This is a genomic window from Methylophaga sp. (assembly GCF_965655755.1).
Lineage (GTDB): Bacteria > Pseudomonadota > Gammaproteobacteria > Nitrosococcales > Methylophagaceae > Methylophaga.
Map to the genome: position 1 here is coordinate 33,102 of NZ_CBFHHW010000020.1, position 12,530 is coordinate 45,631.

At 47.2% G+C, this 12,530-nt stretch carries 14 protein-coding genes and 3 tRNA genes; 10 read left to right on the forward strand and 7 right to left on the reverse strand.

The features are described from left to right. The 6 genes from ACTF5U_RS08075 to ACTF5U_RS08100 form a co-directional block, all read left to right on the forward strand. A partial coding sequence (locus ACTF5U_RS08075; protein ID WP_438971124.1) for an ABC transporter substrate-binding protein occupies positions 1–496 on the forward strand: 496 nt, incomplete at its 5' end. A gap of 21 nt (positions 497–517) precedes the next feature. Further along, positions 518–1,471 (forward strand): PQQ-dependent catabolism-associated beta-propeller protein, encoded by a 954-nt coding sequence (locus ACTF5U_RS08080; RefSeq protein ID WP_438971125.1) that lies wholly within the window; start codon positions 518–520, stop codon positions 1,469–1,471. A 114-nt stretch (positions 1,472–1,585) separates the two neighbouring features. Beyond that, complete coding sequence (locus ACTF5U_RS08085; protein ID WP_438971126.1) at positions 1,586–2,098, forward strand: hypothetical protein; 513 nt, start codon at positions 1,586–1,588, stop codon at positions 2,096–2,098. Continuing rightward, the gene (mpl, locus tag ACTF5U_RS08090; protein WP_438971127.1) at positions 2,099–3,448 is read left to right on the forward strand and encodes a UDP-N-acetylmuramate:L-alanyl-gamma-D-glutamyl-meso-diaminopimelate ligase; all 1,350 of its coding nucleotides are present in this window, start codon (positions 2,099–2,101) and stop codon (positions 3,446–3,448) included. Next, positions 3,445–4,053 (forward strand): UbiX family flavin prenyltransferase, encoded by a 609-nt coding sequence (locus ACTF5U_RS08095; protein WP_438971128.1) that lies wholly within the window; start codon positions 3,445–3,447, stop codon positions 4,051–4,053. The genes mpl and ACTF5U_RS08095 overlap by 4 nt, the downstream gene beginning before the upstream one ends. Before the next feature lie 69 nt (positions 4,054–4,122). Beyond that, entirely contained in the window at positions 4,123–5,793 is a 1,671-nt protein-coding gene (locus ACTF5U_RS08100; protein WP_438971129.1) for a formate--tetrahydrofolate ligase, read from the forward strand. A gap of 2 nt (positions 5,794–5,795) precedes the next feature. Here ACTF5U_RS08100 and djlA read toward each other — a convergent pair whose 3' ends face one another. From djlA to hslV, 7 genes are read right to left on the reverse strand one after another with little or no spacing between them, the layout of a single operon-like run. Then, positions 5,796–6,590, reverse strand: coding sequence for a co-chaperone DjlA (gene djlA, locus ACTF5U_RS08105; protein ID WP_438971130.1), 795 nt, complete (start codon positions 6,588–6,590; stop codon positions 5,796–5,798). Between the two features lie 5 nt (positions 6,591–6,595). Next, positions 6,596–8,260 carry a ubiquinone biosynthesis regulatory protein kinase UbiB gene (gene ubiB, locus ACTF5U_RS08110; RefSeq protein ID WP_438971131.1) on the reverse strand — a complete coding sequence of 555 codons (1,665 nt, stop codon included), beginning with the start codon at positions 8,258–8,260 and terminating at the stop codon, positions 6,596–6,598. A 34-nt stretch (positions 8,261–8,294) separates the two neighbouring features. Further along, entirely contained in the window at positions 8,295–8,885 is a 591-nt protein-coding gene (locus tag ACTF5U_RS08115; RefSeq protein ID WP_438971132.1) for a ubiquinone biosynthesis accessory factor UbiJ, read from the reverse strand. A gap of 6 nt (positions 8,886–8,891) precedes the next feature. Continuing rightward, entirely contained in the window at positions 8,892–9,638 is a 747-nt protein-coding gene (gene ubiE, locus ACTF5U_RS08120) for a bifunctional demethylmenaquinone methyltransferase/2-methoxy-6-polyprenyl-1,4-benzoquinol methylase UbiE (protein ID WP_438971133.1), read from the reverse strand. 7 nt (positions 9,639–9,645) lie between these two features. Further along, the gene (locus tag ACTF5U_RS08125) at positions 9,646–10,008 is read right to left on the reverse strand and encodes a gamma-butyrobetaine hydroxylase-like domain-containing protein (protein ID WP_438971134.1); all 363 of its coding nucleotides are present in this window, start codon (positions 10,006–10,008) and stop codon (positions 9,646–9,648) included. 12 nt (positions 10,009–10,020) lie between these two features. Then, positions 10,021–11,337, reverse strand: coding sequence for an ATP-dependent protease ATPase subunit HslU (gene hslU, locus ACTF5U_RS08130; protein ID WP_438971135.1), 1,317 nt, complete (start codon positions 11,335–11,337; stop codon positions 10,021–10,023). Between the two features lie 6 nt (positions 11,338–11,343). After that, positions 11,344–11,889, reverse strand: a complete 546-nt coding sequence (gene hslV / locus ACTF5U_RS08135) for an ATP-dependent protease subunit HslV (protein ID WP_438971136.1) — start codon at positions 11,887–11,889, stop codon at positions 11,344–11,346. A gap of 184 nt (positions 11,890–12,073) precedes the next feature. Between hslV and ACTF5U_RS08140 the strand changes: the two genes are divergently transcribed. From ACTF5U_RS08140 to ACTF5U_RS08155, 4 genes are all read left to right on the forward strand, one after another. Next, positions 12,074–12,158, forward strand: a tRNA-Tyr gene (locus ACTF5U_RS08140). A gap of 22 nt (positions 12,159–12,180) precedes the next feature. Beyond that, positions 12,181–12,254: transfer RNA gene (locus ACTF5U_RS08145), tRNA-Gly, on the forward strand. Between the two features lie 22 nt (positions 12,255–12,276). Continuing rightward, positions 12,277–12,352 (forward strand) — tRNA-Thr (locus tag ACTF5U_RS08150). Positions 12,353–12,427: 75 nt separating this feature from the next. Further along, a partial coding sequence (locus tag ACTF5U_RS08155) for a GTP-binding protein (RefSeq protein WP_438971137.1) occupies positions 12,428–12,530 on the forward strand: 103 nt, incomplete at its 3' end.

Here is a 12,530-nt window from a genome sequence, read left to right on the forward strand (position 1 = left end):
CATGTTGAATCTAAGCTCAGCGGCGGATGAATTGAGGGGAGCCTGTTTAAACAATCTCCTGAATATACCTATCAGCCAGAAAATGAAACAGGATGCCATTGCCCAATGGCAGGCAAAAAATCCTGACATGTTGGTCGAGGCGCAGGGCTGGCATGAGGATTTTGTGAAATTTGCTGCCTCGCAGCTCAACACACGTTTCACTCGTAATCATCAGGCCAACATGGATGATGATGCCTGGGCGGGATGGGCGGCAGTAAAGATGCTTTCAGATACGGTTGCCAGAACACAGAGTACTGATTCAGCCGCAATACTGACATTTTTGAAAAACGATTTGTCATTTGACGGCCAAAAAGGCGACACAGCAACGTTTCGTGAAACAGGCCAATTACGACAAATTGTTTTACTGATTGATGAAGACAATAATATTGTTGCCGAAGCTCCGTTGAGAGGAGTAAAAGGCGGACTGGACAGCCTTGGTATGCCGGGCTGTCTATAGACAACGGAGTTGAGCGTTACGATGAAACTAAAACATATATTAATGACCAGCTTACTGGTAGCTAGCACCTCATTATTAGCAGAGCCTACAAACAGAGTTTTTGTGAGTAATGAAAAAGATGACACGGTCAGTGTTATTGACCTAACAACCAATGATGTTGTGGAGACTATTGATATCGGTGAAAGACCGCGTGGTATTGGTTTATCGCCCGATAATACGTTGCTTTATGTCGCTATCAGTGAAGAAGATGCGATTGCTGTTGTTGATGTCGCAACACTTAAGCTGATTAAAAAGCTTCAATCTGGCGATGACCCTGAAACCTTTGATGTGGCGCCCAATGGCCATATCTATTTATCCAATGAAGACGATGCCGAGGCGAGTGTGCTCGATACCGCAACCGGTGAGATTGTTGAAGTCATTTCTGTTGGCATTGAACCCGAAGGGGTCGCGGTTTCTCCTGATGGTAGCCTAGTACTGGTCACCAGCGAATCAACCAATATGGTTCATGTTATTGATACAGCCAAGCATAAAGTGATCAAAAATATCCTGGTGGCAGCGCGTCCACGTGGTCTTGCATTCAGCAGTGACGGCTCATTGGCCTATGCTAGCAGTGAAGTAGGTAATGAAGTCGCTATCATTAACACCAAAACCTTGTCGATTATCAAACACGCTGAAGTGGATGTGCCTAACTCCAAACCGATGGATATTGCCGTCAGCCCCGATGACAAAACCATTTATGTAACAACCGGTCGCGGTAATTCGGTGGCTGTGATGGATGCAAAAACACTCGAGTTGAAAGCCAATGTCCCTGTTGGCAAACGGGTATGGGGTGTTGATATTACCCGTGATGGTAAATATCTCTACACAGCGGATGGTGTGAGCGGTACGGTCTCAGTAGTTAACACAACGACGCTAAAAACCATAAAAACCATTGATGTAGGTGAATTTCCCTGGGGCGTTGTGATTGATGATTAACAACAGTCATTATTGAAATTAAGCCCGGACATGGCAACGTGACCGGGTTTTTTATTGCATCGAAAACTTGGATTAATACTTTGTTCAGCGTCTAGGACACGGTATTATGCCTGCATGATTCTATTGCAACGTTTCTTCCAGATTTGCCTGTTTAAAGCTGGCCCCGCCGACCTTCCCACTTCGCACTGGTTTCTTAAATCTGTGTGTCTGATTTATTTTGCAGTCGGTGTGCTTGTAAGCCGTGTGGATCATAACTGGCCACTCAGTCTAGCGGGGAGCCTGGCTGACACTATTTTACTTTTGGTAGTGTGCTGGTTGTTGCTTTTGTACAGAGGTTTTACTGGCCGGTTTACGCAAACAGCAACTGCCATGGCCGGTACGGGCAGTATTGTCGGGATTGTTGGGCTGCCTCTTTTCTGGCTGTTTCGCCAGGTAGAGGGGCAGGGACAACTGACCAGTCTGGTTTTGTTGCTGGTATTGGTACTGATTATCTGGAGCTTGTTTATTACGGCACATATTTTTCGAAGTGCACTTGAAATCAAACCCGGCACGGCTGCGCTTATCACCGTGTTTTACACAATTATTTCCCTCATCGTGGTGGGACTTGCATTGTCGGGAGTGGCATAGATGCACATTCATATTCTAGGGATTTGTGGCACATTCATGGGCGGTCTTGCTCTGCTGGCCAGAGAATTGGGTATGACCGTCAGTGGTTCGGATGCCAATGTGTATCCGCCAATGAGTGATCAGCTGGCTACCGCCGGTATTGCATTATCAGAAGGTTATGACCCCGCTCATTTACAACCAGAACCGGATTTAGTGGTGATGGGGAATGCCATGACCCGTGGTAACCCAGCGGTTGAGTATGTGTTGAATAAAGGGCTTCCGTATGTATCGGGTCCGCAGTGGTTATCGCAACATGTTCTCCAGGGGCGCTGGGTATTAGCGGTTGCCGGTACTCATGGTAAAACGACAACAAGCAGTCTGTTAGCCTGGATTCTGGAACATGCAGGTATGTCGCCCGGCTTTTTGATTGGTGGCGTACCGGATAATTTTGGTGAGACGGCTCGCTTGGGAGATACCCCTTTTTTTGTGATTGAGGCAGATGAATACGACACGGCGTTTTTTGATAAACGCTCAAAGTTTGTCCATTATCTGCCGCGTACTTTGGTCATTAATAATCTTGAATTTGACCATGCTGATATTTTCGAGGATTTAGCGGCGATTCAAAAACAGTTCCATCATCTTATCCGGACTGTGCCCACCGAAGGTTTGATTATTTCGCCTCAGGAAAAAGCGATAGAGCATGTTTTTTCAATGGGATGCTGGACACCCAGACAAACGCTGGGCAAAGATTCTGATTGGCAGGCTAAATTGTTGAAAAATGATGGTAGTCAGTTTGAAGTCAGTTTTGCAGATAAAACCGGCACAGTGAACTGGTCAATGTTGGGACAACACAATGTCAGTAATGCTCTGGCTGCGATTGCCGCCGCTCATCATGTTGGCGTAACAGTGGAACATGCCTGCAATGCCTTATCAGAGTTTGCCGGTGTTAAACGGCGCCTGGAACTGCGGGGAGAAGTCGATGATATTCGTGTCTATGATGATTTTGCCCATCATCCCACTGCGATTGCCACGACTATCGCTGGACTTAGAGCGAAAGTGGGTAATCGAAAACTGATAGCGGTTTTGGAGCCGCGTTCCAACACGATGAAAATGGGCGTCCATCAAGATTCACTGGCGCAGTCATTAATTCAGGCGGATCGTGTTCTGCTGCTTCAAGACAGTGATTTGAAATGGTCGCTTAAACAGGTCACGGATGAATTGGGTCAGCATGTATCTGTGTTCGACTCGGTTGAGGCAATTGTTACCACCCTGCAAAAAGAAGCACAGCAAGGAAATGAAATTCTGGTGATGAGTAATGGCGGCTTTGGTGGTATTCATCAGCTTATTCTTAATGCGCTGGAACAAAGATGATGGATCCAAAACAAATCGCTTTAGCCATTACTGGCGCATCTGGTGCGCCTTATGCAAAACGCCTGATAGAGGTTTTATTAAAAGCCGATATGACTGTTCATCTCATGGTCTCAGCGGCTGGTCGTATTGTGTTGGCAGATGAACTCAACTGGAAACTGCCGGCCCGGTCGAGTGATATTCATGCGATGTTAAGCGAAGAATTTCAGTGTCGACCTGAGCAATTGCAGGTTTATGGCGAACAGCAATGGTCTGCGCCTCTGGCAAGTGGGTCACACCGCGTACAGACGATGATTGTCTGTCCTTGTACCATGGGCTCCTTATCAGCGATAGCCTGCGGTCAGAGTGATAATCTGATTAACCGTGCTGCCGATGTGATGATGAAAGAAGGACGCAAGTTGATTCTGGTGCCCAGAGAAGCCCCGTTTTCAGCTATTCATCTGGAAAATATGCTGAAGCTGGCTCGTTTAGGGGTGTGTATTTTACCGCCTAATCCCGGATTTTATTTCAACCCAACCGAAATCGGACAGATAGTGGATTTTGTGGTGGCACGTATACTGGATCAAGCCGGTATTGACCATCAACTGACTCCTCGATGGGGTGAGTAAAGCGTGACGCAGATTACTTTTTAACTCGCGTATAATGCACGGGTAAATTAAAGCCGTTTCAGGAAAATCATGTCAGATATTGAAATTGCACAGCAGGCGACCATGCAGGATGTCACGCAGCTCGCCGAACAGCGTCTGGGATTGTCCCCTCAACATCTCGATCCTTATGGCCGTTATAAGGCCAAAGTGTCGCTGGATGTGATGGATGACATGGCCGGGAGGCCCGATGGCAAGTTGATTTTAGTCACTGCGATCAGTCCAACACCAGCTGGTGAAGGTAAAACAACCACGACGATTGGTTTGAGTGATGCATTAAACCGAATTGGCAAAAAATCCCTGGTCTGCGTGCGTGAACCTTCCATGGGACCGTGCTTTGGCTTAAAAGGTGGTGCCGCAGGCGGCGGTTATGCGCAGGTTGTGCCAATGGAAGATATTAATCTGCATTTTACCGGTGATTTTCATGCTATCGCCTCTGCCCATAATCTTCTCGCCGCCATGATCGATAATCATATCCATCACGGAAATGAACTACAACTTGATGCACGTAAAATCGCTTGGCAACGAGTGGTGGATATGAATGATCGTGCCCTGCGAGACATCGTAGTAGGCATGGGTGGTACGGCAAATGGTTATTTGCGTCAGGATCGCTTTGATATTGTTGTCGCCTCTGAAGTTATGGCCATTTTCTGCTTATCCAATACGCTGCATGAACTCAAACAGCGTTTGGGTAATATTCTGATTGGCTACTCGACAGACGGCACGCCCCGCTATGCCCATGAGATTAAAGCGCATGGTGCTATGGCGGCATTGTTAAAAGAAGCGCTCAAACCGAATTTAGTACAGACATTGGAAAATAATCCTGCCTTTGTCCATGGAGGACCGTTTGCCAATATCGCGCATGGCTGTAACTCGGTTGTCTCCACCAAGATGGCGCTTAAGCTGAGTGATTATGTGGTTACGGAGGCCGGATTTGGTGCGGATTTGGGTGCCGAGAAATTTATTAACATCAAATGCCGAAAAGCCGGTATCAAACCTGATATGGCTGTCGTTGTCGCTACGGTGAAAGCACTTAAATACCATGGTGGCCTCGCACTGAAAGAGTTGGCGGAAGAAAATTTAGATGCACTTGAAATCGGCTTAGCCAATTTACAGAAGCACCTGCACAATATGCAGCAGGAGTTCGGTCTGCGATGCGTTGTGGCTATTAACCATTTTGTACAGGATAGTGATCAGGAAGTGGCGTTGATTGAAAATGCTGTCAAAGAAATGGGCGCCGAAGCTATATTAGCCAGACATTGGGCTCAGGGTGGCGCAGGTGCAGAAACCCTAGCCCATAAAGTTGTTGCCATGCTTGAACAGGAAAGCCCGGCCTGTGACTTTCTTTACCCTGACGAAATAGGCATATGGGACAAAATTGGTGAGGTCGCTATGCGCCTGTATGGCGCGGAGAAGGTTGTCGCCGAGAAAAAAATTATGGATAAGATTGCCATGCTGAATGAAAAGCACGGCGATATGCCGGTATGCATGGCGAAGACACCGTACTCATTTAGTAGTGATCCTGCCTTGCGTGGCGCCGCTTCAAATCACACTTTGACGGTACGTGATGTCCGCTTATCGCACGGCGCCGGGTTTGTCGTGGTGCTATGTGGTGATGTGATGACCATGCCCGGTCTGCCAAAACGGCCGGCTGCAGAGCGTATTGATATCGATGACAATGGCACCATCACCGGGTTGTTTTAGTTTTATTTGATGTCGCGCTGTTTCTTGATGAGATCATAAGCAACCTGAATTTCTTTCGCCTGCTCGGTGGCGACAGCAATCATATCTTCTGGTACGCCTTGACCGGTCAGTTTATCAGGATGATATTGGCTCATTAGTTTTCGATAAGCCCGTTTGATTTCCTGGTTACTATTGTCAGCCGTGACCCCCAAGGCTTTATAGGCATCCGCAATATCAGAGGCGGAGGAACGCTGTTGCGAGCCGCCACCTCCCTGACCGGAAAAATGTGCCTGTCCCAACACCATATCAAGTATGCGATTAAAATCAGCGGCTGAATAACCTAATTGAGCAGCAACGTCCTGCAGAATATTTTTTTCTGCCGGATCCAGTTTGCCATCAGCCAGGGCCATTACTGTCAGATAAACCAGTAACACCTGTCGCAGGTTGAAGGTATGACCGCAGTGATGCATGAATTTCTGGAGTGTAGGCTGAATATCAAAGTCAGGTTCGGCGCCCAGTTTGAATTGTCGTATGGCTTCTTGGCGATGGTCACCTGACATGCCGAGTTTTTTGATGAACGCCTCAACATGATCGACTTCATCCTGAGAAATACGACCGTCCGCTTTGGCCAGTTTGCCCATTAGAACAAACACGGTCTCCACAAAGACGGCTTGTCTTTGTCCGGCTGTTAACGGATTGGCTCCGCCCATGCCCAGTGCACGAACACGATCAATTACACTGCCGATAAACAGACCTAACAGGCCACCGATAATACCCAATCCAAAAAAGCCTACAATGAGGCCAATCCACTTAAACATAAGACCTAGTTTCTTGTTGAAAGACTAAAATAGAGCAGGGCGACACCCCAGATACCAAATACCCAGCTGAGGATCGGCAAGCCTGCCAGCATTGTGGGCGCATAACCATCAAGCCCTTTGATTACTGCCGCACCAATTAGAAAGGCAGCGCCGCTGGTAGCGGCTGCACTGCGATAACTGGCATTGCGAATCTCGTTCTGTAAACGATGCAGATCGTTTGATGACAGGTTCATATGCAATTTGCCTTCCTGCGCCTGTTTACTCAGATCATGCAGCATGCGAGGCATTTGCGGCAATGTTTCAGCCCAATGCGGCGCTTCTTGTTGAAGGGTTTTCATGGCCGCTTTGAATCCCAGTTTCTCTTTCATCCAGTTTTCGAGAATGGGTTTGGCGCTCTGCCATAAATCGAGATCAGGGTAGAGATCGCGACCCAATCCCTCGATATTCAGTAAGGTTTTTTGTAACAGTACCAGTTGCGGCTGAACTTCCATATTAAAGCGGCGTGCTGTCTGAAATAATCGCAGCAATAACTGTCCGAAAGAAATATCTTTTAGGGGGCGGGCGAAGATTGGCTCACAGACACTGCGAATGGCTGCCTCGAATTCATCAAGCCGAGTATTCGCCGGTACCCATCCTGACTGAATATGCAGTTCGGCAACACGACGATAATCATGGTTGAAAAAGGCCAGGAAGTTTTCTGCCAGGTAACGCTGGTCATCCGGGGACAAGGTTCCCATAATGCCGAAATCAACCGCCACATATCGAGGGTTTTCCGGATCATCAATATCAACCATGATATTACCGGGATGCATATCGGCGTGAAAGAAACTGTGTTTGAAGACCTGCGTGAAAAAGATCTCCACGCCGGTTTCTGCCAATCTGGCCATATTGACATTCTTTGCTTTGAGCCCTTCGATATCACTGATGGGTGTACCGTAGATACGCTCCTGCACCAGCAGGTTGGGTTTGGTGAGGTTCCAGTATACTTTTGGCACATAAAGCAGACTGGTGCCTTCAAAGTTACGATGAAGCTGCGAGGCAGAAGAAGCTTCACGCAACATATCGAGTTCATCAAACAGGTTCTTTTCCAGTTCGGCAACAATTTCACGCGGTCTGAGGCGTTTACCTTCTGACCAGTAGCGTTCCGCGAAGCTTGCCAGGGTGTAAAGCAAATCAATATCACGTTTGATTAGAGGCTCAATGCCGGGACGAACCAGTTTGATAACCACATCATCACCATCAATCAGCTTGGCGGCATGCACTTGAGCGATGGAAGCGGAAGCTAATGGCTCATGTTCAATATGAGCGAAGATATTAGTCAATGGTTCATCAAAGGCTTGTTCTATTAATTCGCGTGCCTCTTCGGCAGGGAAAGGGGTAACCCGATCCTGCAGTTTGGCCAGCGATTCAGCAACGTCCAGAGGCAGTAAATCCCGGCGGGTCGATAATACCTGGCCGAATTTAACAAAGATAGGACCGAGATCCTGCAAGGCGAGGCGAAGTCTTTCTCCTCTGGGTAAGTCACTTTGTTTGCGCCAGCGGTTGGGCGATAAAAAACTGATATATCGTAAGGGACGCAGCAGGTGTATGGCTTTGATCACCTCATCAAGACGATGCTTGGCAAGGACATGATTGATTTGTATCAGTCGGATGATCTGACTGGGCTTCATTGAGCGCTCCTTGTACTATCGAAACGAAGACAGATCATGTTTTTTTATCCAAACGTTTAATACGTGCTTCCAGCCGGTCACAATCAGCGCTTAATCGATCGATTGCCTGCATATAGTCTTCAATTTGAATTTTATCGGGCAACAATTGCGCTTCTTCTCTCAGGTATTCCGAGGTGGTCATTTGAAGAGAGCGACTGCTATCTCGCAACCAGGAGAGGCTTTGTTTGATGCCATAGGAAAGGGGTTGAGCAATCACATCACCGGTGAGACGTGAAAGCTGATGTTCCCAGTCAAAATCAAAACTATCGAGGATATCCTGTAACTGTTTGGCAAACTGTACATCGCCATGAATGCGAATATCCGAAGAGAACAGGTTATCCGGATGTTCGCTTAGTTTCAGCAAGTCAAAAGCCTTACCGCTAATCAGTAAGTCGGTGTTTTCTTCATCATTGTGGCTGAGTTGCAGCCTCTGCTGATGGAAAGTGATATGTACAAACTGGTTGAGGTCATCAATATTGACCACAATACTGCGCTGTTCAAAAGCGGTGAGCTTAGCGCAGGTATCAGGGTCTTGTCGGAGTGCCGCATTAAGGGCGACTTCAAGAGGTTTAAGCAAAGAGGTCATTGGTAGTCAGAACTTGTAACCACGATGCAACGCAACAATGCCTGCAGACATATTGTGATAATCGCACCGTTCAAAGCCGACATCAGTCATCATTTGTTTCAGAGTTTCCTGATCCGGATGCATTCGTATCGATTCAGCCAGATAGCGATAGCTTTCTGCATCGCCGGTGAATAATTTACCCAATTGCGGTAGCACGTTAAAGGAATAGGTATCGTAAATGCCACCTAACCAGTCAGCGGGTTTTGAGAACTCCAGCACCATCAGTTGACCACCGGGTTTCAATACTCGGAACATGGACGCCAGTGCTTTATCTTTATCGGTGACGTTACGCAGGCCAAAGGCAATGGTGATGCAATCAAAACTGTTATCCGGGAAAGGCAAAGACTCGGCATTGGCCTGAACATACTCGATATTACCGACAATTCCATCATCAGTCAGACGATCACGGCCGACATTGAGCATGGAAGCATTGATATCAGCCAGAACGACCTTGCCGCTCTCACCGACCATTTTGGAGAATTTACGGGTTAAATCTCCAGTGCCGCCAGCTATATCCAGGACTTTGGCGCCGCGTCTGACACCACTACTCTGTAGGGTGAAAAATTTCCAGAAACGATGAATACCAAGCGACATTAAGTCATTCATCAGATCGTACTTACTGGCGACAGAGTGAAACACATCAGCTACATGCCGTGCTTTTTCTGTGACAGGAACTTCTTTATAACCGAAATGCGTGGTGTTTTTTTGTTCCATGCTCTGCCTATTGAGGTTGTCTTTGATAGCCAGCTTGTTGCAAGCGATTCAGGTAATCCTGCCACAAATCGTCTTGATTGGTCGCAAGGTCATACAGATAATCCCATGAATACAGGCCACTGTCATGACCGTCATCGTAGTAGATTTTAATCGCATAATGACCCACAGGTTCTATCTGGCTAATGCCAACGTTCTCTTTATGCGTTTGTAATACTTCCTGTCCCGGCCCATGGCCACGCACTTCTGCCGAAGGCGAGTACACTCTCAGGTACTCCGCACTCAGAAGATAGGAAGTTTCACCATAGGCCAGTCCCAGGCTTTTTGACTGTTTGTGAAGCGTAATTTCAGTCGGAATGTGTTGTTCAGCCATGTTTGCTGTTACCTATAGAATATAACGTGACAGGTCTTCATCTTGTGACAGTTCAGCCAGTTGTTGTTCAACATAGCTTTTATCGACAGTCACCTTGAAGTTGAGTTCGCTACCGGCATTGTAAGAAATATCTTCCAACAATCTTTCCAGCATTGTATGTAGACGACGGGCACCGATATTCTCGGTTTTTTCATTCACTTCCCACGCCAGTTCGGCGATGCGTTGAATACCATCTTCAGTAAATTCGAGTTCAACACCTTCGGTCTGCAACAGCGCGACATATTGTTCTGTGAGTGAGGCGTCCGGTTCGGTCAGAATGCGAACAAAATCGTGAGAAGATAGGGCTTCTAACTCGACCCTAATCGGCAGACGACCTTGTAACTCAGGAATCAAATCTGAGGGCTTGCTCAGATGGAATGCACCTGAAGCAATGAACAGAATGTGATCGGTCTTAATCATGCCGTATTTTGTTGAGACAGTACTGCCTTCAACAAGGGGCAGAAGATCACGTTGGACGCCGGCACGAGAGACATCAGCACTGTTTCCCTCACCACGACCTGTAATCTTATCGATCTCATCCAGGAAGACGATACCGTTCTGTTCCACGCTATCAACTACCTCAGTCTTTAACTCATCTTCGTTGATGAGTTTCATTGCTTCTTCTTCGGCTAACTGACGCAAAGCATTATTCACCGTTAATTTACGCGTGGTCTTTCGCTGTGAGCCCATATTCTGAAACATGTCTTGCAACTGATTGGTCATTTCTTCCATGCCAGGAGGAGACATGATTTCTACACCAACGTTGGGCGCATTAAGTTCCAGTTCCACTTCACGATCATCCAACTTGCCTTCACGCAGCATTTTGCGAAAACGCTGACGTGTGGTGGAATCATCTTCAGTTTCCACATCACGAGCCGGGCGGAGAAGGGCATCAAGAATGCGATCTTCAGCAGCATCTTCAGCTTTGGATTTTACAGATTGAATGGCTTTTTCCCGTAGCATTTTCATTGCTGTTTCAGCCAAATCACGAATGATAGATTCAACATCGCGACCGACATAGCCGACTTCTGTGAATTTGGTGGCTTCAACTTTAATAAACGGGGCATTCGCTAAGGCTGCCAGTCTGCGAGCGATTTCGGTTTTACCGACACCCGTCGGGCCGATCATCAGAATGTTTTTTGGCGTTACTTCCTGTTGAAGGGTGGGCTCAAGTTGTTTGCGGCGCCAGCGGTTTCTTAGTGCGATAGCTACGGCTTTTTTAGCGGCATGCTGGCCGACGATACGTTTATCCAGTTCCTGGACGATTTGTTTGGGAGTCAATGAATGCATAGTAAGTTATGAATCGGTATCCAAGGTTTCAATTGTGAGGTTGTGATTAGTGTAGATGCAGATATCAGCGGCAATATTCAAGCCTTTTTCCACAATTTCTTTTGCAGTGAGCTCGGTATTTTGTACCAGAGCAGTGGCCGCAGCCTGTGCAAATGGGCCGCCAGAGCCGATGGCGATCAGACCCTGTTCCGGTTCAATGACATCACCATTACCTGAAATAATTAATGATACCTCTTCATCGGCAACAGCCAGTAAAGCTTCTAATCTGCGCATCATCCGATCTGTGCGCCAGTCCTTAGCCAGCTCGAGAGCACTTCGAGTGAGATTACCCTGATGTTTTTCGAGTTTGCCCTCAAATCGTTCAAACAAGGTAAATGCATCAGCAGTGCCACCGGCAAATCCTGCAATGACTTTGCCGTGATATAAGCGGCGAACCTTGCGGGCATTACCTTTCATAATGGTATTACCCAGGCTGACCTGACCATCACCGCCAATAACGACCTGGCCGTTACGTCGATACGAAAGTATCGTCGTACCACGGTACTGTTCCATAGAAATCTCCTGTGAATTTAAAGCTGAAATATTTAGCTACGTAGTATACTATTGTCTGTTTAGCACTGCAGTCACGCAAGCGGAAAACCGTATCAGCCAGCCGAATCCTCGAGATCAAAGCTGAATAGCTGATTTTAAGTGTTGACATTAGTCGGGCTTTTACGGAAAATGCCACGTCTTTAGTGGAGGGGTTCCCGAGTGGCCAAAGGGATCAGACTGTAAATCTGACGGCTCAGCCTTCGGAGGTTCGAATCCTCCCCCCTCCACCATTAATATTGAGTTTACTGTTATGCGGGTGTAGTTCAATGGTAGAACTCCAGCCTTCCAAGCTGACTACGTGGGTTCGATTCCCATCACCCGCTCCAATTTGTTTGGAAGTGTAAAAAGGCCCGCATAGCTCAGTCGGTAGAGCGCATCCATGGTAAGGATGAGGTCATCAGTTCGATTCTGATTGCGGGCTCCATAAATTTGTTTAGACAGGATTGTCCTGTCTGTTTTGATTTTTAGCTTATTAAAAAATTTGGCGGGGAGACTGGTCATGTCTAAAGCAAAATTTGAACGTTTAAAACCCCACGTCAACGTGGGTACCATTGGTCACGTTGACCATGGTAAAACCACACTGACAGCGGCGCTGACCAAAG